19 protein-coding genes are annotated in these 21,498 nt (G+C 69.6%); 8 read left to right on the forward strand and 11 right to left on the reverse strand.

Features of this window, described 5'->3' with window-relative positions:
* Positions 1–34: 34 nt before the first annotated feature.
* The 5 genes from AB0M24_RS22235 to AB0M24_RS22255 are packed head-to-tail and all read right to left on the reverse strand — an operon-like array spanning position 35 to position 4,307.
* On the reverse strand, positions 35–457 hold the full coding sequence (locus AB0M24_RS22235; RefSeq protein ID WP_363770729.1) for a hypothetical protein: 423 nt from the start codon (positions 455–457) through the stop codon (positions 35–37).
* Positions 451–873, reverse strand: a complete 423-nt coding sequence (locus AB0M24_RS22240) for a hypothetical protein (protein WP_363770732.1) — start codon at positions 871–873, stop codon at positions 451–453. The genes AB0M24_RS22235 and AB0M24_RS22240 overlap by 7 nt, the downstream gene beginning before the upstream one ends.
* Positions 873–1,277, reverse strand: coding sequence for a hypothetical protein (locus AB0M24_RS22245; RefSeq protein ID WP_363770735.1), 405 nt, complete (start codon positions 1,275–1,277; stop codon positions 873–875). The genes AB0M24_RS22240 and AB0M24_RS22245 overlap by 1 nt, the downstream gene beginning before the upstream one ends.
* On the reverse strand, positions 1,277–1,696 hold the full coding sequence (locus tag AB0M24_RS22250) for a hypothetical protein (RefSeq protein ID WP_363770738.1): 420 nt from the start codon (positions 1,694–1,696) through the stop codon (positions 1,277–1,279). Before AB0M24_RS22250 ends, AB0M24_RS22245 begins: the two co-directional genes overlap by 1 nt.
* Positions 1,697–1,724: 28 nt before the next feature.
* Positions 1,725–4,307, reverse strand: a complete 2,583-nt coding sequence (locus AB0M24_RS22255; protein WP_363770741.1) for an FAD-binding and (Fe-S)-binding domain-containing protein — start codon at positions 4,305–4,307, stop codon at positions 1,725–1,727.
* A 108-nt stretch (positions 4,308–4,415) separates the two neighbouring features.
* On the opposite strand from AB0M24_RS22255, the gene AB0M24_RS22260 reads away from it, so the two are divergent.
* The 3 genes from AB0M24_RS22260 to AB0M24_RS22270 are packed head-to-tail and all read left to right on the forward strand — an operon-like array spanning position 4,416 to position 6,964.
* Positions 4,416–5,120: a beta-ketoacyl-ACP reductase gene (locus tag AB0M24_RS22260; protein ID WP_045312294.1), complete on the forward strand. Its 705-nt coding sequence runs from the start codon at positions 4,416–4,418 to the stop codon at positions 5,118–5,120.
* Positions 5,121–5,151: 31 nt separating this feature from the next.
* Positions 5,152–5,919 carry an enoyl-ACP reductase FabI gene (gene fabI / locus AB0M24_RS22265; protein WP_363770745.1) on the forward strand — a complete coding sequence of 256 codons (768 nt, stop codon included), beginning with the start codon at positions 5,152–5,154 and terminating at the stop codon, positions 5,917–5,919.
* 19 nt (positions 5,920–5,938) lie between these two features.
* A complete protein-coding gene (locus AB0M24_RS22270) occupies positions 5,939–6,964 on the forward strand; it encodes a ferrochelatase (RefSeq protein WP_363770748.1) in 1,026 nt (341 codons plus the stop codon).
* A 19-nt stretch (positions 6,965–6,983) separates the two neighbouring features.
* On the opposite strand, the gene AB0M24_RS22275 is transcribed toward AB0M24_RS22270, so the two are convergent.
* Positions 6,984–8,648: a trypsin-like serine protease gene (locus tag AB0M24_RS22275; protein WP_363770751.1), complete on the reverse strand. Its 1,665-nt coding sequence runs from the start codon at positions 8,646–8,648 to the stop codon at positions 6,984–6,986.
* A gap of 151 nt (positions 8,649–8,799) precedes the next feature.
* Here AB0M24_RS22275 and AB0M24_RS22280 point away from each other — a divergent pair, with 151 nt between their 5' ends.
* Both AB0M24_RS22280 and AB0M24_RS22285 read left to right on the forward strand, forming a co-directional pair.
* Positions 8,800–9,534 (forward strand): ABC transporter ATP-binding protein, encoded by a 735-nt coding sequence (locus AB0M24_RS22280; RefSeq protein ID WP_363770754.1) that lies wholly within the window; start codon positions 8,800–8,802, stop codon positions 9,532–9,534.
* Positions 9,531–10,265 carry an ABC transporter permease gene (locus AB0M24_RS22285; protein WP_363770757.1) on the forward strand — a complete coding sequence of 245 codons (735 nt, stop codon included), beginning with the start codon at positions 9,531–9,533 and terminating at the stop codon, positions 10,263–10,265. The genes AB0M24_RS22280 and AB0M24_RS22285 overlap by 4 nt, the downstream gene beginning before the upstream one ends.
* 1 nt (position 10,266) lies before the next feature.
* Here AB0M24_RS22285 and AB0M24_RS22290 read toward each other — a convergent pair whose 3' ends face one another.
* Genes AB0M24_RS22290 through AB0M24_RS22300 form a run of 3 tightly spaced genes read right to left on the reverse strand, consistent with a single transcriptional unit; the run spans position 10,267 to position 14,750 of the window.
* Positions 10,267–13,344 carry an NACHT domain-containing protein gene (locus AB0M24_RS22290; protein ID WP_363770760.1) on the reverse strand — a complete coding sequence of 1,026 codons (3,078 nt, stop codon included), beginning with the start codon at positions 13,342–13,344 and terminating at the stop codon, positions 10,267–10,269.
* Positions 13,345–13,403: 59 nt separating this feature from the next.
* Positions 13,404–14,201 (reverse strand): hypothetical protein, encoded by a 798-nt coding sequence (locus AB0M24_RS22295; RefSeq protein WP_363770763.1) that lies wholly within the window; start codon positions 14,199–14,201, stop codon positions 13,404–13,406.
* A gap of 60 nt (positions 14,202–14,261) precedes the next feature.
* On the reverse strand, positions 14,262–14,750 hold the full coding sequence (locus AB0M24_RS22300; protein WP_363770766.1) for a YcxB family protein: 489 nt from the start codon (positions 14,748–14,750) through the stop codon (positions 14,262–14,264).
* 29 nt (positions 14,751–14,779) lie between these two features.
* Between AB0M24_RS22300 and AB0M24_RS22305 the strand changes: the two genes are divergently transcribed.
* The 3 genes from AB0M24_RS22305 to AB0M24_RS22315 are packed head-to-tail and all read left to right on the forward strand — an operon-like array spanning position 14,780 to position 20,284.
* Entirely contained in the window at positions 14,780–16,921 is a 2,142-nt protein-coding gene (locus AB0M24_RS22305; protein ID WP_363770769.1) for a N,N-dimethylformamidase beta subunit family domain-containing protein, read from the forward strand.
* Between the two features lie 55 nt (positions 16,922–16,976).
* Entirely contained in the window at positions 16,977–18,362 is a 1,386-nt protein-coding gene (locus AB0M24_RS22310; protein ID WP_363770772.1) for a sigma 54-interacting transcriptional regulator, read from the forward strand.
* Positions 18,359–20,284: a VWA domain-containing protein gene (locus tag AB0M24_RS22315; protein WP_363770775.1), complete on the forward strand. Its 1,926-nt coding sequence runs from the start codon at positions 18,359–18,361 to the stop codon at positions 20,282–20,284. Before AB0M24_RS22310 ends, AB0M24_RS22315 begins: the two co-directional genes overlap by 4 nt.
* A 19-nt stretch (positions 20,285–20,303) precedes the next feature.
* Here the strand turns inward: AB0M24_RS22315 and AB0M24_RS22320 are convergent, their stop codons facing one another.
* Together AB0M24_RS22320 and AB0M24_RS22325 are read right to left on the reverse strand one after the other, a co-directional pair.
* The gene (locus AB0M24_RS22320; RefSeq protein ID WP_363770778.1) at positions 20,304–20,663 is read right to left on the reverse strand and encodes a hypothetical protein; all 360 of its coding nucleotides are present in this window, start codon (positions 20,661–20,663) and stop codon (positions 20,304–20,306) included.
* A 264-nt stretch (positions 20,664–20,927) separates the two neighbouring features.
* Positions 20,928–21,464 carry a DUF4240 domain-containing protein gene (locus AB0M24_RS22325; protein WP_363770781.1) on the reverse strand — a complete coding sequence of 179 codons (537 nt, stop codon included), beginning with the start codon at positions 21,462–21,464 and terminating at the stop codon, positions 20,928–20,930.
* Positions 21,465–21,498 lie beyond the last annotated feature (34 nt).

Raw genomic sequence — 21,498 nt, forward strand, 5'->3', positions numbered from 1 at the left:
GGGCGGCCATGCGGCGGCCGCCCTCCGCTCCCGTCTAACAGCGTTCTTCGGTCCAGTTGCCGACGGTGATCGTGGTGTCGTTCCAGATCGCGCCGCCTGCCTGGGTGCACTCGCTCAGCGTGTCCGCTCCCGAGGACCAGAGTTCTTTCCTGTTCTCGGCCTTCACGTAGTCGACCGAGCTCTCGCTGATGCGCGTCCTGATGCCCGCGCTCAGCCAGTACGACACCTTGTGGTTCGCGCGCCACGAGTCCCACACGTAGATGTACGCCCAGTTCTTGTTGCAGCCCTTGAACTGCTTCACCGAAGCGACGTTCTCGCCGCGCCACTGGAGAACCGTCGTCGCCCCGATCTGGGTGACGCCGCTCGCGCACTTCGGGTTGTACTCCGCCTGCGCCGTGCCCGTGAAGGACATGGCCAGGGCGGCTGCCGCCAGCACGGCCGCGCTCACCTTCAGCATCGCACGTCCGTGCTGCCGTGGAAGTCCGGTCCGGACTGCCAGAGGACGTCGCCCGCGGCGTAGGTGCAGTCGCTCAGGGTCTTGGCGCCGTTCGACCACACTTCCTGCTGGCCGCGGTCGCCGCCGTTGTAGTCGATGGCCTCGGGGCCGGTGGTGGTCCAGATGGCCGCGCGCAGGTAGAAGTCCTTGTGCTTGGCGCGCCACGAGTCCCAGACGTAGACGTACGCCCAGTTCCTGTTGCAGCCCTTGAACTGCTTGAGCGACGCCACGGTCTCGGAGCCGTTCTTCAGGTACTTCGTCGAGCCGATCTGCGTGACCCCGCTGGGACACTTGGGGTTCGTCTCGGCGTGCGCGGACCCGGTGAAGGTCATGGCGATGGCGGTGGCCGCGAGAACGGCGGCGCTCAGCTTTTTCATCAGCAGACCTCGTTCGTGAAGCCCTGGAGCCGGTCGACGATGCCGTGCGCCATGGTGCAGAACTGCAGCGTGTTCGCGCCGTCCGACCACACCTCCTGCTGACCGCGCCGGCCGTTGTTGATGTCGATGTCGCCGTCACCCCTGGTGATGGCGGCGGACGCCTCGAAGTTGGGGTGGCCGGACTTCCACGAGTCCCAGACGTAGACGTAGGCCCAGTTCTTGCCGCACCCCTTGAACTGCTTGATCGAGGCGACGGTCGCGCTGCCGCTCTTGAGGTACTTGGTGGAGCCGATCTGCGTGACCCCGGTGGGGCACTTGGGGTTCGTCTCGGCGTGGGCCGCACCGGTGAAGGTCATCCCGATGGTGGCGGCCGCGAGAACAACCGCGCTCAGCTTGCGCATCATCAGCAGCGCTCCTCGGTCTCGACGCCGTCGCTGTAGGAGGACGACACGATGGAGCCGTAGCCCTTCGTGCACTTGTCCAGGGTGTCCGTGCCGTACGACCACAGTTCCTGCTTGTTCTCGACGCTGTTGTAGCCGCTCGGGAACTCGGCGCCGCGGACCTGGACGCCGGCGTAGAGCCGGTAGGTGCGGTGGTTGGCGCGCCACGAGTCCCACACGTAGACGTAGCCCCAGTTCTTGTTGCAGCCCTTGAACTGCTTGACCGAGGCCATGGTCGTGCTGCCGTGCTTGAGGTACTTGGTGGCGCCGATCTGCGTGACCCCGCTGGGGCACGACGGGTTCGTCTCGGCCTGCGCCTGCCCCGTGAAGGTCAGCGCTAGCGCCGCGGCCGCCAGCAGGACGGCACCGACTTTCTTCTGCATGCCTGCGAGACTGAACGGGACCGGTTAGTCAGCGGTTAATCACACCGATCAGGGTCGCGAGCGCGGTGGCCAGGTGGACCGGGCGGCGGTCCGTGGTGTGGCGGATCTGCGTGCGGCAGCTGAAGCCGTCCGCGATGACCAGCGCGTTCTCGTTCGCTCGCAGCGCGGGCAGCAGGTCCTGCTCGGCGCACGCGATCGACACCTCGTAGTGGCCCTGCTCGAAGCCGAAGTTGCCGGCCAGGCCGCAGCAGCCCTCGACGACCTTCGGCGCGATGCCCGCCTTGGTCATGGCCTCGCGGTCGGCGTCGAAGCCCAGTTCCGCGTACTGGTGGCAGTGGGTCTGCACGACGGCTTCCCGCGTGCCTTCCAGCGCGGGCAGCTTCGGCGCCACGTACGAGGCGAACGTCCGAGTGGCCTCGGCCAGCGCCTCGACGGCCGGGTCCGCCGACAGCTTCGGCGCCTCGGTCTTGAGGAACGCCGTGCAGCTCGGTTCCAGCCCGATCACCGGCACGCCCTTGCTGGTCCACGGCAGCAGCGCGCGTGCGGTGCGTTCGACGACGCGGCGGGCCTTGGGAATCTGGCCGGTCGAGTGCCACGTCAGTCCACAGCAGACGTTCGCCGACGGGATCTCGACGCGGTGTCCCAGGTGTGCCAGCACGTTCGCCGCGTCGATGCCGATGCCGGGCTCGAAGAAGTTCGTGAACGTGTCCGGGAACAGCAGCACCGGATCACCCTTGCCGAGCGGGTGCAGCTGCCGCACCAGGGGAGTGGTCGGGATGGGCAGCGAACGTTCCGGCGTGATGCCCGCGAACCGGCCGAACTTCGCGGTGAACCTGTTCACCAGCCCGTACTTCAGCCACGTCGGCAGCCAGCCCATGGCGTAGTGCGAACGCGGCCGCGGCCGTCCCTTGTAGTGCTCGTGCAGGAACTCCGCCTTGTAGCTCGCCATGTCGACGTCGACCGGGCAGTCGCGCTTGCACCCCTTGCAGCCCAGGCACAGGTCCAAGGCTTCGGCGACCTCCCGCGACCGCCAGCCGTCCTTGATCACGTCGCCGTTGAGCATCTCGAACAGCAGGTGCGCCCGGCCGCGCGTCGAGTGCTTCTCCTCGCGCGTGACCCGGTAGCTCGGGCACATCACGCCGCCCTTGGTGTTCAGGCACTTGCCGACGCCGACGCACCGGCGGGTGTCGCTCGCGAACTCCGCCCGCGTCGGAATCCGTGGTGGCGCAACGAGAATCCGCAGATCTTCGTCGAGCTTGCGAGGTTCCACGATCCGGCCGGGGTTCAGCAGGTTGTGCGGGTCGAACGCGTGCTTGAACTGCCGGAACGCCTCCAGCGCCTCAGGTGGGTACATCCGGCTGAGCAGCTCGGACCGCGCCTGGCCGTCACCGTGCTCGCCGGAGAGCGAACCGCCGTGGCTCACGACCAGGTCAGCGGCTTCTTCCAGGAACTCCCGGTAGCCGTGCGCGAAGTCGAAGTCGATGCGGACGTGGATGCAGCCCTCTCCGTAGTGGCCGTAGCTGATGCCTCGCCTGCCGTACCTGGTGAGCAACTGGTCGAACTCGCGCAGGTAGGTCCCGAGACGCTCGGGCGGGACAGCTGAGTCCTCCCAGCCGGACCACGCCTCGCTGCCGTCGGCCATGCGGGTGGCGAGACCCGCGCCGTCCTCGCGGATGCGCCACAACGCCCGCTGGTGCGCGGGGTCGTGGATGATCATCGAGTTCTTGGTGATCTTCGCGACGCGTTCGGGGTGGTCCTCGACCTCGACGAACAGCCAGCTGCGGCCGTCCGGCAGGTCGGGACGGGTGCGCACGCTGTGCACGAGCGCTTCGTTCAGTCCTTCGATCGCCAGCGCGTCCTCGATCTGGGTGACCTGGTCGGCGGCGTCGTAGGTGTCCGCGAAGCCGAGCACGACCAGGATGCGTCGTTCGGGGCGACGCACGAGCTTCAGTTCGGCGCCCAAAAGCACGACACACGTGCCCTCGGTGCCGACGAGCTGCTGGGTCAACGTGGGCGCGTCCAGGGCGTATCCGCTGACCCGGCGGCTGAGCTGCGGAAACCATGCCGGGTCGTAGTCCGGCAGGGAGAGTTGCGGGGGAGCGGTCGTGTCGAACGTGCGGCCGTCGACCGTCAGCACGGACAGGTTCGAGACGTTCTCGCTGGTCTTGCCCCACTTCACCGAGTGGGCGCCGCACGCGTTGTTGCCGATCATCCCGCCGATGGTGCAGCGCGAGTGTGTGGACGGGTCCGGCCCGAAGATGTAGTCCCCGGCCAACGAGTTCACGCGGTCGAGCACCGCGCCGGGTTGCACGAACGCGCGGTCACCGGCGACCTCGATCGAGTTCAGGTACCGGCTGAAGTCGATCACCAGTCCGGTGCCGCACGCGTTGCCCGCGATGGACGTCCCGGCGCCCCGGCTGGTGATCGGCACGCGGTGCTCGGCGGCCAGCCCCACAGCGGCCACTACCGCGTCCGGGGTGCGCGGGCGGATGATCACTCGTGGCACGTGGCGGTAGTTCGACGCGTCCGCCGAGTACAGGGCCCGGCTCGCCGGGTCGTCGAGGACGTCGCCGTCCACGTGACGGCGGAGTTGATCGAGAAAGGCCCGCATCACCCGATCATGCCTGGCTGGATGTGACATGGCTCCGCCAATGCCGGTCTACCTGCGAGTAGCCGATAGCCTCACCCGGTCAACCAGCAGCGATTCTCGGGAGAGCAAGTGAGTCGGTCCGTTCTGGTCACCGGAGGCAACCGCGGTATCGGCCTCGCCATCGCGCAGGCGTTCGCGGCGCAGGGCGACAAGGTCGCGGTGACGCACCGCGGGTCCGGGGCTCCCGAAGGCCTGCTGGGCGTGAAGTGCGACGTCACGAACTCGGAGGAGATCGACGCCGCGTTCACCGAGGTCGAGGCCGCGCACGGTCCCGTCGAGGTGCTCGTCTGCAACGCGGGCATGACGCAGGACACGCTGCTGCTGCGCATGAGCGAGGAGCAGTTCACGCAGGTCGTCGACGCGAACCTGACCGGCGCGTTCCGGTTCGCCCAGCGCGCCTCCCGCGGCATGCTGCGCAAGAAGTTCGGCCGCATCGTCTTCATCTCGTCCGTCGTCGGCCTCACCGGCGGCGCCGGCCAGGTCAACTACGCGGCGTCCAAGGCGGGCATGGTCGGCATGGCGCGCTCGATCGCGCTGGAGCTGGGCTCGCGCAACATCACCGCGAACGTCATCACGCCCGGCTTCATCACCACGGACATGACGGCCGAGCTGCCCGAGGCCGTCCGCGAGGCCGCGCTGAAGCAGATCCCGGCCGGTCGTTACGGTGCGGCCGAGGAGATCGCGCGCGCCGTCACGTTCCTCGCCGCCAACGAGGCCGGCTACATCAACGGTGCCGTGCTGCCGGTCGACGGCGGCCTCGGCATGGGCCACTGAAGTTTCCAGTACTGCGAAAGGGTTGGATCAAGTGACCGGACTGCTCGAAGGCAAGCGACTGCTGATCACCGGTGTGATCACCGACGCGTCGATCGCCTTCCACGTCGCACGCGTCGCCCAGGAGCAGGGCGCCGAGGTCGTGCTGACCGGGTTCGGCCGGATGAGCCTCGTGCAGCGCATCGCCCAGCGCCTGCCCAAGCCCGCGCCCGTGGTCGAGCTCGACGTGCAGAACCAGGAGCACCTCGACACGCTGGCCGAGCGCGTCGGTGAGCACGTCGACGGCCTCGACGGCGTCGTACACGCCATCGGCTTCGCCCCGCAGAGCTGCCTCGGCGCGCCGTTCATGGACGCGCCGTGGGAGGACGTCTCCGTCGCGATGCACGTCTCGGCGTACTCGTACAAGGCCCTGGTGCAGGCCGTCCGCCCGATGCTCACGCACGGCTCGTCGGTCGTCGGCCTCGACTTCGACGCCCGTCAGGCGTGGCCCGCCTACAACTGGATGGGCGCGGCGAAGGCGGCGTTCGAGTCGATCAACCGCTACATGGCGCGCGAGCTCGGACCGGACGGCATCCGCGTCAACCTCATCTCGGCCGGCCCGGTCCGCACCATGGCCGCGAAGTCGATCCCGGGCTTCGCCGAGCTGGAGAAGATGTGGGGCGAGAAGGCTCCGCTGTCGTGGGACGTAGACGACCCGACGCCGGTCGCGAAGTCCGTCTGCGGCCTGCTGTCCGACTGGTTCCCGGCTACCACGGGCTCGATGGTGTTCGTTGACGGCGGTGTGCACTTCCTCGGTCTCTAGGGCGTGATTTGATGGGGCGGTGAGTTTCGACGCGCTGCTGTGGCTGTCTTTTGGCGGCCCAGAGGGTCCTGAGGACGTCCGCCCCTTCCTGGAGAACGTGGTTCGCGGACGTGGCGTGCCGCCGGAGCGGCTGGACGAGGTCGAGGCCCATTACCAGCACTTCGGCGGCGTGTCACCGATCAACCGCCTGAACACCGAAGCCATCGAGGCCGTGCAGGCTCGTGGTTTCGAGCTGCCGATCTACTTCGGCAACCGCAACTGGCACCCGATGGTCGAGGACGTCGTCGCCCAGATGAAGGCGGACGGGATTCGCCGGGCGCTGGTGTTCCCGACGAGCGCGTACGGCGGCTATTCCGCGTGCCGCCAGTACGACGAGGACATCGTGCGGGCGCTGCAGGCCGTGCCGGACGGCCCCGAACTGGTGAAGCTGCGCCAGTTCTTCGACCACCCGCTGTTCGTCGACGCGTTCGCCGACGGGGTGCGCGAGGCCGCGAAGACGCTGGACGGCCAGTACCGGCTCGTCTTCACCGCGCACTCGGTGCCGGTGTCCGCGGACAAGGCCGCCGGCCCGCCTGAAGAGGGCGGTTACCGGTACTCGCGGCAGATCGTCGAGGCGTCGCGGCTGGTCGCCGAGAAGCTGGGCATCGCCGAGTACGACGTGGTGTGGCAGTCGAGGTCCGGCCCGCCGCAGATCCCGTGGCTGGAGCCCGACATCGTCGACCACATCGACGCCCTGCACGCCAAGGGTGTCCCCGGTGTCGTGGTGTGCCCGATCGGGTTCGTGTCGGACCACCTCGAGGTGGTGTGGGACCTCGACACCGAGGCTCGCGACCGCTGCGCCGAGCTGGGCATGGAGTTCGCCCGTGCCGCCACCCCGAACTCCGACCCGCGCTTCGCCGAGCTCGTGGTGGAGCTGGTCGCGGAGCACACCGAGGGTGTCCCGGCGCGGAAGCTGTCGTCGTTCGTCGCCGCCGGCTGCACGGTGAACGGGGCTCCGTGCGCGCCGTTGTGCTGCGAACCCGTGAAGAGGCCCGCCCGCGCCTGAACGCGGACGGGCCGGTCGATCAGCGCAGGACCACGCCGTGCATCGCCCCGAGGTCGGACCACGGCTGCCAGTCCTGACCGAACACGTACGGCCGGAGCACCACGTGTCCGGTCGACCTGTCACGGGCGTAGACGTGCAGTGAGGCGTCGGCGTTCACGGTGACCGCGGGCGCACCCGTCACGTCGGCGCCCACGTCCGACCACCCGAGCCAGCCGCGGTTCGGGTCGTAGGCCTTCTGGAACACGTGTCCGTTCGGCTCACCGCGCGCGTAGATCTGCAACGACCCGGCGTAGGTGGTAACGACGGGGCTGTCGGACACGACGCCGCCGAGGTCCTCCCAGCCCGTCCAGCCCTTGCCTGGCACGTGGACCTTCTGGAACACGTGCCCCGAGGGATCGCCCTTGGCGTGCAGGTAGATCGCCCCGCCGTACTCGACGGCCGTGGGACTGCCCTGCACGACTCCGCCGAGGTCCTCCCACGGCAGCCAGCCCCGGCCGGGGTGGAACGCCTTCTGGAAGACGTGCCCGGACGGCTCGCCGCGGCCGTAGACGTACAGCGAGCCCTGGAACAGCAGCGCGGCCGGACTGCCGGAGATCCGCCCGTCCAGGTCGGTCCACCCCGACCAGGCCTGCTCGAACTTCTTCTGCGCCAGTCGTCCGTCGGCGGTGCGCACGAACACGTGCAGGCCGCTCTCGAACTCGATCGCCGCCGGACGGCCCGTCGCCGAACCGCCGAGGTCCTCCCACGCGGCCCAGGAGCCGTTCGTGAGGACCCGGTGCCACAGCTTCCCGTCCGTGCCGGGAGCGAACACGTGCAGCTCCTGCCCGCGTACGAAGGCCGTCACCGGTCCGGCGAGGTTGCCACCGAGCGGTGTCCAGCCCTGGCTCACCTTCTGGTGCAGCTGCCGGTCCACGCCCACGGCGAAGACGTGCACGTCCTGCCCGAAGCTGACCGGGGTGGGCTCCGCGGCGGCCGTGGTGGCGGCCGTGTCCCTGACCCAGGTCGCGATGTCGTCGGTGCGCACGTGCGTGCTGCCCTGCCGGGACTCCGCGACCGCGAGGCACCCGTGCTGCCACGAGGTGGTGTTCACCCCGGCGAGCTCGACGGTGCCGCCGCTGGTGCGCAACGCCGGCCCGCCCGCGTCGCCCTTGCAGGTGTCGACGCCGTCCGCCCCGGTGCTCGTGAACCGGAGCGGGTCGACCGACGTGACCGAGAACGCCGCGATCCTGGGCTTGTCGGGCACCCACTCGGTGGCCGTCCGCCCGAACCCGCCGACCTGCAACGCCTGTCCCGCGACCGGCGCCGCGGTGCCGAGCGGCACCGGTGTCACGTCCACGACCGGTGCCGCGAGCTTCGCCAGCACCACGTCGCGGTCCGCCCGGCGCACGAGCTCCACCACGTCGGCCGTCGCGCCCGCGGCCAGCGTCACCTTCACCGGCGCCGCGGGCACGCCGCCCTGTGGGTTGGCCGGGAAGCACGACGCCGCCGTGATCACCCAGAACCGGTCGACCAGCGCGCCGCTGCACGCCGCGCCCGAGTGCGCGACCCTGGCCAGGAACCCGTGCTCGCCGGACACGACAGTGCCGCCGGACAACCCGGCCGCCGCACCCGGCAGCCCCACCGCGGCGGCCAGCACCGCGACACTCGCGAGGCAGGCTCTCGCCCGCCGTCTGAAACGACTCATTTCCCCCAGCCCCAGATGTTCGTCCTCATCGGGGCGCGCCAGCAGCAGCGACGCCCCCACGTCAGTGCCGGGTGAATCATGTCATCAGGTTGTGTTGCGAACGGGTCAAGAGTCTGGACAGCCGTTATTCAACGAGCGAAGAATTGTCCGCATGACCAGTTCCGCGACGAATTCCGGGGCCGTCGAGGTCACCGGGCTCCGGGTGCATCGGGGCAAGCGTCTGGTCCTGCGGGATGTGAGCTGCTCGATCCCGCAGGGCAGTGTCACCGGGTTGCTGGGGCCGTCCGGCTGCGGCAAGACCACGCTGATGCGCTCGGTCGTGGGCGTGCAGATCGTGTCCGGTGGGTCGGTCACGGTGCTCGGCTCACCGGCCGGCAGCCCCGGTCTGCGCAACCGGATCGGGTACGCGACGCAGAGCCCGTCCGTGTACGCCGATCTCACCGTCGCCGAGAACCTCCGCTACTTCTGCGCCGTCCTGCGCGCGCCCCGGTCCGACGTCGAGCGCGTGATCGCCGAGGTCGGGCTGGGTGGGCACGAGTCGCAGCTCGTGTCGTCGTTGTCCGGCGGCGAGCTGTCCCGGACGTCGCTGGCCGTCGCGTTGCTGGGCAAGCCCGAACTGTTGGTGCTCGACGAGCCGACAGTGGGGTTGGATCCGTTGCTGCGTGACGAACTGTGGACGCTCTTCCGCACGTTGGCCTCGCGCGGCGTCACGTTGTTGGTGTCCAGCCACGTGATGGACGAAGCCGCACGCTGCGAACGTCTGCTGCTGATGCGTGACGGCTCATTGCTCGCAGACGACACACCCACGTCGTTGCTCTCCGCGACGGGCACGGGCGACCTGGAGCAGGCGTTCCTGCACCTGGTCCGGGAGAAGGAGGCGGCGTGAACACCTCGATCCTGCTCGCGACGACCGCGCGCATCCTCAACCAGTTCCGCCACGACCACCGCACCGTCGGCCTGATGGTGTTCATGCCGACGTTGCTGCTCACGTTGCTGCGCTTCGTCTTCAACTCCGAAGCCGCCTTCAGCCGCGCCGCACCGGCACTGCTCGCGGTCTTCCCGTTCGCGATCATGTTCATCGTCACGTCGATCACGACCCTGCGCGAACGCACCACGGCGACGCTCGAACGCCTGATGACCATGCCGATCGGCAAGCTCGACCTGCTCTTCGGCTACGGCCTGGCGTTCGGCGTGGTCGCCCTGGTCCAGGTCCTCGTCGCGGTCGGCGTTTCCTTGACCTGGCTGGGGTTGTCCATCGGCGGCTCGGTGTGGCTGCTCGTCGTCATCGCCGGCCTGGACGCGTTGCTGGGCACGGCTTTGGGCCTCTTCGCGAGCGCGTTCGCCCGCACCGAGTTCCAGGCGGTGCAGTTCATGCCGTTGTTCGTGATGCCGCAGGTGCTGCTGTGCGGTCTCTTCGCGCCACGCGAGTCGATGACGCCCGTGCTGGAGTGGCTGTCCAACGTCATGCCGTTGTCCTACGCGGTCGACGCACTCACCGCGGTGACGACGTCGAGCGACATCACCGGCGAGCTCGTGCGCAACCTCGCGATCGTGGCGGCGTGCGGACTCCTCGCGCTCGTGCTCGGCGCCGTGACGCTGAGGAGGCGCACTCCCTAGGTCACTCCACCACCTTGAGGCGCACCCGGCCGTCCTCGGCGGCCGTGAGCACAGCGACGCACGTGGCGACCTCGGTCGGTGTGCTCAGTCGTGCCCGGCAGTCGGCCGTGATGCCGGCGGACCCGTACTCGACGAAGAGGACGTCGACCGTCGCCGGACGTCCGGACATCGCCCGCACCTGACCTGCGTACTGCTCGTCGACGACCACCCTCACGTATCCGCAGCCGGCCAACCGGCTGAGCAGGTCGCGCGAGGGTTCGACGCCACGCAGATCGAGGTTCATCGCTGTGTTCGGCTCGTAGCTGTAGCGCCGCAGGAACCCGCACTCCCCGTCGGAGATCCCGTCGGCCGGGCTCACCGGCGGGGTTTCCACCGGTCGTGGCCCGAGGAACTGGTTGATCTTCGCGCCGGCGAACTCCGGCGCCAGCGCCCGCGGATCGGGGTCACGCAGCCCGATGACCGGCCGGGGGCCGTCCGCAACTCCGGCGAACACGGTCGATGTGGTGGCATCGAGACTGACGGCGGACCCGTCGCCCTGTATGCCGGTGGTCTGCGTCAAGAACTGCCACAGCAGGGCGGCATGTCGATCGGACGACTGGACTCCGGTGTCGCTGTAAGCGAAATCCACGACCAACGGCCGTTCGCCGATCTCCTGCGCACTCGCGACGCCGCGCAGGATCTCCTGCCACCGCACCGGATCGATGTTGCCGAAGTCTCCCGCGAGCGCGACCTGGTCGTAGTCCCGCCGGACGATCTCAGGCCGTACCTCCGCGATCTTCGCGAGCAATGCGCCGTCCGCCTTGCGCTTCTGCAGAACCTGCCACCCGTCGTGCGCCACGGTGGCGAAGCACCCGGTCGTGTCCTGGTAGGTCACCCGAGCCATTCGTCCGTCCACTTCGGACCATCCGGTTCTGGCGCAGTCCTCCGGTTCGGCGGACCACACCACCACGAGTGCGATCACCGCCGGCGCGACGCCGAGTCCCGCGACCAGCGGGCGGGAAAGCCGTGTGCGGGCCCGGTGCTCGGCTGTCATCACCAGACGTTCCTGCAGGCGCGCGTGCCAGAACTGGTAGCCACCGTCCGCGGCGCGCAGGAGGCCGTGCTCGCGCGCGTCCGCAAGGAAGCGCATCAGACTCCACGGCAGCCGACCGGCCAGCGCCAGCGCGGTCCGCGCCACCACGAACCGCGGCCAGGCGCGAGTCGTGAGCACCGCCGTCGCGAACAGCACCGCGATGAGCAGGCTGTTGACGAGGAAGGCGGGCACGACGTCCCAGCTGAACTGCAGCGGCACGTACGTCCGCAGTGGTGGCAGATCGAGGGTGACGATCCTCGCTCCGCTCTCACCGGGCAGCAGCCGTTGCCCGAGGTGCGCGCCGAACGCGCCTCCGAGAAGCGCGGCACCGGGTGTCAACGTCCCCACGGCGAGCCCGGTGATCGCGGCGGACGCGAGCGAGGACCGGCGGTCGTGGCGCAGGGACTCCTTCGGGCCCGAGCTGCCGGACCGGCTCGTCCTGGTCGAGAGCAGCTCGTGCAGACCGACACCGATCCCGGCGACGGCGGCCAGGGCGAGCAACGCACCGCCGTAAATCGGTACGGCTTCCTTCGGCCCTTTCATGGGATCGGGATCGAGCGCACTCGTCATGAGCAGGAGGAGGGGCACGCCGGGCGCGAGCACGAGCGCTGAACCGGTCAGCACGCCTCGGAGGAATCCGCGTCGTCTCGAACCGGCGGTAGGACCTGGGGCCCGGCCACTGCTCGCCATCCACAGCAGCGTCACCGCGACACCGAAGAGCGCCGCGAGCTGAGGAGGGGGAATCACGATGACTCGGGTTCCGCCCGGCGTCCAGTACAGCGCGACCGCGATCGTGAACACGACGGCGGCCACGAGCAGGCCGAGCACGGGCGCGGTCCACGGCGAAAGGGTGCGGCGGGCGAGCTCCCACCACCGGAGGTCGCGGTCGTCCTCGCGGTGCAGGACCTCGGCGAGGTAGGTGAGCCAGCGGCGGTGTTTCGGATCGGGGTAGACGGTGTCGACCAGGAGGTCGACGAGGTGGTCCTCGACCGCGTGCCGGCTCGCGAACCTCGCGGTGAGCAACTCGTCCGGTGACCGCTCCCGGTAGGCCGCGGTGAAGAGGGACAGCATCAGCGGTGTGCTGAGCGCTGTGGCGAGAGGGCCGTCCGGAGCACGCTCGACGTGGGTGGCGATGCCCGGCCAGTTCCTCAGGCGGGCGGTGACATCGGCGGTTCTCACGGGGTTGATGCGGACGACAGGTGCGCGCAGCAGCGACGGAGCCCCGGCGGCGATGAGGTCGTCGTACTCCGCGGCCCGGCAGGTGAGGACGAGCGGACGGTCTCCGTCCAGCGCGTCGTTGAGGCGGTTCACGGCGCGACGGCGGGCGTGCTCGGGCAGTTCGTCGAGACCGTCGAGGATCGGGAGCAGCAGACGGCGTGCGAGAAGCGTCTTTGCGACTTGATGGCGGCCGTTGTAGTAGGTGCCGGCCAGAGTCCGCACGAGCCACTCGTCCAGGCTGTCCTCGACGGGGTCCCAGGACGACAGCGACAGGAACACGGGGACCGGGGCGTTGGAGGCACGGCGGTGCAGCAGGCCGACGGTCAGCATGACGCCCAGGAACGTCTTGCCGGCGCCTGGTTTGCCGATCACCACGAGCCGCTTCGACGGAAGCTGGTCGAACCCGTCGGCGAGCCGGGCCGCCGCGGCGTCGGGGTTGCCCTCCATCCGTCCGTCGAGCCGGAGCCGGACCGCGCCGATGTCCGTGCCGGTCCAGCCCAGCGGGATGAGGCGCTGGTCGCCGAAGCGTTGCCTGCGGTGCCGGATCTCGGGTTCCCACTGAGCGAGCAGCTCGCTCGCCAGCGCGTCCGCCTCCTGCTCGGCGGGCTCGGGGCGTTGTTCCCGGGACAGGAACAGCACGATCCCGGCGTATGCCGTCCCGATCGCGACCAACGCGGCCGCGATGCTGCCGTAGGAGTCGTTGTCCTCGAGCGAGTTGCCGGTCAGGACGAGCAGAACGACGGCGACGAGCACGGCTCCGGCCGTGATCGCCCAAGTGCGTGATGCCACCGGAGCAGCCTGTCAGCCCATCCGGCGGATCCGCAGGCGTTTGAGCCCATTTGGCTGCGTCAGTGCCGGCCCGCGCCGCTGTCGGCGAGCACCCGCACCGCTTCGTCGACGGCGGCACACCGCGCCCGCCGCACCGCTTCCGACACCGGCTTGAGCGCGTCGGTCCGCGCGGACATCGCCGACGCCGACATCGCGCCACCCGGTGCGTCCGAGCGCGCCACGGACAGGATCGCGTCCACCTCGGCGGCACGTTGCAGCACGCGCAGAGAACGCGGCGGCATCGCGTCCGGCCACGGGAGCGCGGAGTTCGCGGCGGCCAGGTCGGCGATCTCCTTGCGCACGTTCGGGCGGTGCTTGGCCACGTCGAGGGACGCCAGGGCGGCGGTCGCCTCGCGCAGGGCGGCACCCAGGCCGTGCTCGGCCTCGCCGATCGGGATGTGCTCCAGGCCGTTGGACGACGGCAGGTCGAACACCGTCCAGCGCATCACGCCGTCCGCGACGATCTTCGGCACCAGCCCGACGTGCACGGACGGGATCACCAGCGCCTCGCCGGAGCGCAGCGCGCAGGTCGAGAGCGGGCCCTTGCCGCCCAGGCCGCGCACGTCGCCGGGTATCGGCAACGCCAGCCGCGCCGAGGTCGCGCCCGCGCGCCGCAGGGCGGCCAGCAGCAGGGCGGGGCCCACCGGGGCCTCGTCGGGACCGGGGAGGTCGAGCGCCGTGGCGGTGCCGTCGTCGTCGGCCACCACCTCGTGCTGCTCGGCCCACGTGTGCAGGGCGTCGAGGACGTCGTCGGAGGCGGCCAGACCGTGCAGCCATCCCGACGTCCACACGACCAGCGTGGCACTCGCACAGGACACGCGAAAAGATTACGTGGCCGTACCGGTGCAGCCCCACCCGGTGTGCCTGATCCGAGACACTCAGTTCGCCGGACCGATGTGCTGTTCGAGCAGGGTGCGGAAGGACGTGAGGTCCTCATCGGACGCGAAGGCCCGGTGCGGCACCGAGAGAGAGGCCGCGTCGAGCGTCTCCAGCACGAACCCCTGCCGGGTCTCGGTCCAGCCAGGCAGCTCCTCCCAGACGATCTCCTCGCGCACCGCGGTGCCGACGGCCATCCGGAACGACTGGTCGTCCGCGCTGCCCACCACGGTCCGGCTGATCATCTCGTCGGACGAGAAGCGCCACCACACGGCCACCGGTTCCATGAACCCGATGACCAGCGCGCACGCCAGGCCGAACACCGCGACGGGGAACATCTCGTCGTCGAAACCGAACAGCAGCACGAGCGAGAACGCACCCAGTGCAACTGCGAACCACGGCGCCCACTTGAACATCGGCACCATCGCCCGCAGGCTGGCCCGCCAGTCCGCCGGTGACGGCGCCCACTTGAAATCCACACTGTTGCTCATCGACACGCATTCTGCTGCACGATGACGCCATGCATCTGGGGGATCACGAAAACAGGACGATCGCGCGCAGAACCGTGCTGAAGGGCACGGCCGCGGCGCTCGCCGGAGCCGCTCTCGTGGCGGTGAACCAGGGGACCGCGCAGGCCGCCGCGGAAGATCCGGAACAGCGGCTGCTGCAGATCGTGCCTGGTGGCGACGGCGTCATCTACGCCTGGTACGCCGACGGCCGGTTGAAGTGGTTCAAGCACAACGGGCGCAACGACGGCAGCTACAACTGGGCGGACGGCACCGGCCGGGAGATCGGATCCGGCTGGCAGATTCACACGACCGTGCTCGCCGCGCAGGACGGCCAGCTCTTCGGTTTCTGCGGCGACGGCACGATCTGGTGGCACAAATGGGTTCTCACGAACGCCGCCACCGGTGAGGGTTATTGGCACCAGAACACGAATGCGATCATCCACCGGGGTTTCGGTCAGTACTCGTACGTGTTCGGCGGCTGGGATGGCGTCATCTACGCCGTTGACGCGCACGGTGACATGTACTGGTTCCGCTACCTCGCCGGTGACGGCACGAACGGCCCCGGTGCGTGGGCTCACGGCGGCGTGGGGCAGAAGATCGCGAGCGGGCAGCGCGACTACGACGGCTACTTCGCCGACCAGCACGGCGTCATCTACGGCCAGCGGCACGGCGCGGTGCTGCACTGGTTCCGCTACCTCGCGGGCGACGGCTCGAACGGCCCCGGCGCGTGGGCTCACGGCGGCGAGCCGATCCACATCGGCACCGGCTTCGACTGGGGCGGGTGCGTCGAGCGGTTCGCGGAGAACGGCGTCGTCTACGTCGTCTGGGTCAACCGCGACCACACGCAGCCGGACCACCAGCTCGCCTGGTACAAGCTCAACAACTACTTGGACATCGACCCTTCGAACGTCACGTGGGCGGAGGGCAACGGCAAGGTCGTCGGCACCGGCTTCACCGTCACCAGGGCCGCTCAGCTGCAGGGGTACACAGGCTGGTCGGTGGCGACAGGCTCGGACCTGGCGGTCAAGGTGTCGACGACGTTCGACAGCTACCGGGCGAGCGTGCTTCGGCTGACCGGGCCCGTTGAGCAGGGTGGCGCGCACGAGGTGTGGGCGCCGCAGACGTTCACCGGTCGTCGGCAGCTGCTGCGGTCCGGCTACCGCGAGAACGGTGTCGGTTGGCAGACGGACTTCACCGTGCCCGTGGGCGCTGACTGGCCGTCCGGCTTCCACGTCGTGAAGCTCGAAGGCGCGTACGGAATGCGCCAGTACATCCCGTTCGTCGTGAAGCCCCGTCAGCCCGTGCACAAGGTCGCGTTGTTGTTGCCGTATCTGACGCACAACGCCTACAACCACTGGGGCGGGCACTTCCAGTACAGCTGGGACGAACGGGCCGCGCGTCGTCGCATCACCACGCAGCGGCCGTTCGCGAACGCCTACATCGAGGCGCCTGGCTTCATCGACGTCCGGTTCCACGGCGACCTGCTGCTGATGAAGTGGTTCTCGGACAACAACGTCTCGTACGACTGCTACCAGGACCTCGATCTGCACAACCCGTCGTGGCTCGCGCAGTACAAGGTGCTCGTGCTGGCGACGCACCCCGAGTACTGGACGCCGGAGATGCGCAGCGCGTTGGAGGGGTATTTGGCCAATGGCGGCCGTGTGATCTACACGGGCGGCAACGGCATGTACGAGCGCGTGGACTTCAACGCGTCCGGTGGGTACGTGCTGCACCGCAACGTGGACGGCAACCGGTGGCTGTGGCGTGATCAGGGCCGCCCGGAGTCGCAGGTTCTCGGCGTGGCGTACGACAGTTACTCCTACATGGACATGCATCCGTACGTGGTGGACGCCGATCACCCGTTCCTGGAGGGCACCGGGTTGAAGGTCGGCGACCGGTTCGGCCTGGACGGCTACAACTTCGCGGCGAGCGGGTGGGAGGTCGACACGCGCACCGCGGCCGGTCCCGAGGCGCCGGGCGTCGTCCGCTTCGCTCATGGCGAACAGGACCACGGCGCGGAGATGTGCGTGACGCCCAAGCCGAACGGAGGGTGGGTGTTCGCCGCGAGTTCCTTGTGTTTCAACGGGGCTCTCGCTCATGACGCCCGGATGTCGCGGTTGTTGCTGAACGTCGTGAACGCGGCTGTGGCGTAGCGGCTGGAGTCGCTCCACGTCGACGGGTCAGGTTCGGGTGCGTAGCGTCGTCTGCGTGACCCAGAACCTGGCCCGCACGGCGGGCGAACTGCGCGCCGCCGGGCACCTGCCGCGCGGCGTCAAGACCGAGATCAGGGAGAACCTCCTCGCGGCTCTGCGCGAGGGGCGCAACCCGTGGCCCGGCATCGTCGGCTTCGACCGCACGGTGCTCCCGCAGCTGGAACGCGCGCTGCTGGCAGGCCACGACGTCGTCCTGCTCGGCGAGCGCGGTCAGGGCAAGACCCGGCTGTTGCGCACCATGGTGTCCCTGCTCGACGAGTGGACGCCTGTCATCGAGGGGTCTGAGCTGGGCGAACACCCGCTCGACCCGATCACCCCCGAATCTCGTCGTCGTGCTGAGGAACTCGGCGACGACCTGCCTGTCGTCTGGCGGCACCGCGACGAGCGTTATGCCGAGAAGCTCGCGACGCCCGACACGTCCGTCGGTGACCTGGTCGGCGACGTCGACCCGGTGAAGGTCGCCGAGGGGCGCTCGCTGGGCGACCCGGAGACGATCCACTACGGCCTGCTGCCGCGTGCCCACCGCGGCATCATCGCCATCAACGAGCTGCCTGACCTGGCCGAACGCATCCAGGTCTCGTTGCTGAACGTGATGGAGGAGCGCGACATCCAGGTCCGCGGCTACACGCTGCGGCTGCCGTTGGACGTGCTTCTCGTGGCCACCGCGAACCCCGAGGACTACACGAACCGCGGCCGCATCATCACGCCTCTGAAGGACCGCTTCGGCGCCGAGGTGCGGACGCACTACCCGTTGGAGATCGACGCCGAGGTGGACCTGGTCCGCCAGGAGGCTTCGCTGGTCGCCGAGGTCGGTGACCACCTGCTGGAGATCATCGCCCGGTTCGTCCGCCACCTGCGCGAGTCGTCGTCCATCGACCAGCGCTCGGGTGTCTCGGCCCGGTTCGCCGTCGCGGCGGCGGAAACCGTTGCGGCGTCGGCACTTCGTCGGTCCGCTCTGATCGGCGAGTCGCCCGCGATCGCGCGCCCGATCGACCTGGAGTCGGTGCCGGACGTGCTGCGCGGCAAGCTGGAGTTCGAGGCGGGGGAGGAGGGACGTGAGGAGGAGGTGCTCGTGCACCTGCTGCGCCGCTCGATCGCGGACACCGCACGTGCTCGTCTGGCCGGTTTGAACCTGCGGGCGCTGGCCGAGGTCGTGTCCGACGGCCACCCCGTCGCGACCGGTGACCGCGTGCACGCCGGTGATCTGCTGGCCGCGCTGCCGGAGCTGCCGATCCTGCACGAGGTGGCGGCACGGATGGGCGCGGGCCCGAAGGATCCGGTCGGCCGCATCGCCTCGGCCGTCGAGCTGGCCCTGGAATCGCTCTATTTGACGCGCCATCTGGCGAAGTCCTCTGACGACGACCGAGCGGTGTACGGATGAGGTACCGGTACGGACGCTGGAGCGGTGGCGCCGACCCGTTGGCGCCACCGGTCGACCTGCGTGCGGCCGTGGACGAGCTCGGCCGCGAGATCATGGAGGGCGCCTCGCCCAACTCGGCGCTGCGCGAGCTGCTGCGGCGCGGTGTCGACGGGACGCGCGGTCTGGACGATCTGACGTCGCGGTTGTGGCAGCGGCGTTCCTCGATCCAGCGGCGGCACCGGTTGGACGGCACGTTGTCCGAGGTCCGCCAGCTGCTGGACACCGCTTTGGAGGCGGAGCGGCGGGCGCTGTTCCCGGATCCGTCCGACGACGCGCGGTTCCGCGAGGCGCAGCTCGACGCGTTGCCCCAGGGCACGGCCGCGGCGGTGCAGGAGCTTTCTTCCTACGACTGGCGTTCCTCCGAGGCTCGTGAGGCGTTCGAGCAGATCCGCGACCTGCTCGGCCGCGAGCTGCTGGACCAGCGCTTCCAGGGCATGAAGGACGCTCTGTCCAACGTGGACTCGGACGACGTGAAGCGCATCCAGCGCATGCTCGCCGACCTGAACTCGTTGCTCGCGGCGCACGCCCAGGGCTCCCCGGACACGCCGCGCATGTTCGACGACTTCATGCGCAAGCACGGCGACTTCTTCCCGGAGAAGCCGCGCAACGTCGACGAGCTCATCGACGCCCTGGCCGCCCGCTCGGCCGCGGCGCAACGCATGATGAACTCGATGACCGACGCCCAGCGCGCGGAGCTGGCCGCGTTGTCCCAGCAGGCTTTCGGCGGCATCGGCTCGCAGCTGTCCACTCTGGACTCGCTGCTGCAACAGCTGCGTCCCGGTGAGGACTGGACGTCGTCCGCTCGCTTCCGCGGCCAGGACCCGCTGGGCCTGGGCGAGGGTGCGCAGGCGATGGCAGACCTCGCCGAACTGGACGCTCTGGCCGAGCAGCTCTCCCAGTCGTATCCGGGTGCGCGCCTGGAGGACATCGACCTGGAGGCGCTGGAACGCCAGCTGGGTTCGTCGGCCTCCGTCGACGCACGCCGCCTGGCCGAGCTGGAGAAGGCTCTCCGCCAGCAGAACATCCTGGAGCGCGCGCCGGACGGCTCGTTGCGCCTGACCCCGAAAGCGTTGCGGCGCCTCGGCGAAACCGCACTGCGCGGCGTCGTCGACAAGCTGCGTTCCTCGCAGGGCTCGCGCGACACGGTGTCCGCCGGTGCCGCGGGCGAGCTGATGGGCTCGACGCGGCCTTGGCAGTTCGGCGACACCGAGCCGTGGGACGTACCGCGTAGTTTGCGCAACGCCGTCCTGCGTTCGGGCTCGATGTCTTTGGACGTCGTCGATCTCGAGGTCTCCGAGACCGAACACCGCACGCGCGCGGCCGTCGCGCTGTGCGTGGACACCTCGTGGTCGATGGTGCAGGACGGCCGCTGGGTGCCCATGAAGCGCACAGCCCTCGCGCTGCATCACCTGGTGCGCACGCGTTTCCGCACCGACGCCCTGCAACTGGTGACGTTCGGCCGCTACGCGGAAGCCGTCGACATCGGCCAGCTGACTTCGTTGGAAGGCGTGTGGGAGCAGGGCACGAACCTGCACCACGCCCTGCTGCTCGCGGGCAGGCACGTCCGCCGCCACCCCGACGCCCAACCGGTCGTGCTGGTGGTGACCGACGGCGAGCCCACCGCGCACCTGGAACCCGAGGGCGACGCCGAGTTCAACTACCCGCCGCTACCCCGCACGCTGACCAAGACGCTGAACGAGGTCGACGCGCTGGCGAAGCTCGGGGCGACGATCTCGGTGTTCAAACTGGGCGACGACCCGCGCCTGGCCGCGTTCGTCGACATCGTGGCCCGGCGAGGTGGCGGGCGCGTGGTGTCGCCGGACGAGGACGGCTTGGGTGCGGCGGTGGTGAGCGACTACCTGAGGTCCCGGCGCCGCCGCTGACCTTCGCGGTGGGGTGCTGTCACGTCCGGCGGCGCCCCGCCACGAGCACACCGAACGCCACGTGGTCGAGCCACTGCGGCACCTTCGGCAACGCCCGGATCTGCTCGTTGCGGCGCCCGATCACTTCCAGGTCGAGCGCCGCGATCAGCAACCCGGCCACCACCCCGGCTACGACACCCCGCACGCGGAGCCGGCGCAGCACGAACATCCACCACGCCGACACGGCCAGGTGCACAGCCACGCCTGCTCCCGCACCTCCGCCCACCATCGATCCCGCGGCCTTGGTGGCGCGCAACGGGTCGTCGCCGATCGCCAGGGTGTGGGCAGTCGACGGGACACCGCTCAGGAGGGCGGCGAGCAGGAACCGGCGAAGGCACATGCGGCGATGGTCCTCACCGGCGCCGATCCCGGCAAGCGCATGCGACGGCAGGCTTGCGGGGCGGCTGGGTTGGGAGGTGTGGTTGGGGGTCGCCTGCTGCTGTCGTGGGTCCGGGCGACCGTCCTGCTGGCCGGCCGCATCGGCAGGTGCACTCGGCGAGCGCCGCCTAGGGGCCGGGCAAGCGCACTCGCCGACCCGTTCGGATGGGCGTCTGCCTTGCCGGGCGCACCTGCCGATCGGTCCTACCAGGCTTCCCCGAACGCGTCAGGCCTCGAACAGGGCGGCGAGCCTGGGGAGGCGGGAGCGGAGTTCGGCGCTGTCGTCGAAGTCGAAGTCCCACTCCGGGTCCAGCGCCGGGTAGCGGATGGTGAAGGCGTCCTCGGGGAGCTTCATCTCGGTGGCGGCGAGGTGGGCGTTCCAGGCGATGTTCAGGGTGAGCTCGCACTCGAACTCCATGCCGGACTCGGCCGCCTCGATCACGGCAGGCAGCGAAGCGAGGGAGTCGGGGTCGGCAAGGACCGACTCGTACACCGCCTGGCCCTGCATGAGGAGCCAGCCGCGGAAGTAGTCGAAGCCGTCGTCCGAGCAGCCGCCGTTGATCAGGTAGGCGGCCGCCCACAACGGGTTCTGGTAGGAGCGCGTCAGCAAGTCCCACAGGACCTGCTGGGCCGCGACGATGTCCGCCGGCGGGCGTGAGGCGAGCAGGGAGGACGCGGCGGCGGCCACCGCGTCGCTGTCGGACGGGTCGGTGACCTGGGCGCGGGCGTCGGCGATCAGGGTCCAGAAGGTGTTCGAGTCCACGTCAGGGAGCATGGCAGAGGGGTCTGACAATTTT

Origin of the sequence: Lentzea sp. NPDC051838, from assembly GCF_040681245.1 — a bacterium.
In the GTDB taxonomy this organism is placed as follows: domain Bacteria; phylum Actinomycetota; class Actinomycetes; order Mycobacteriales; family Pseudonocardiaceae; genus Lentzea.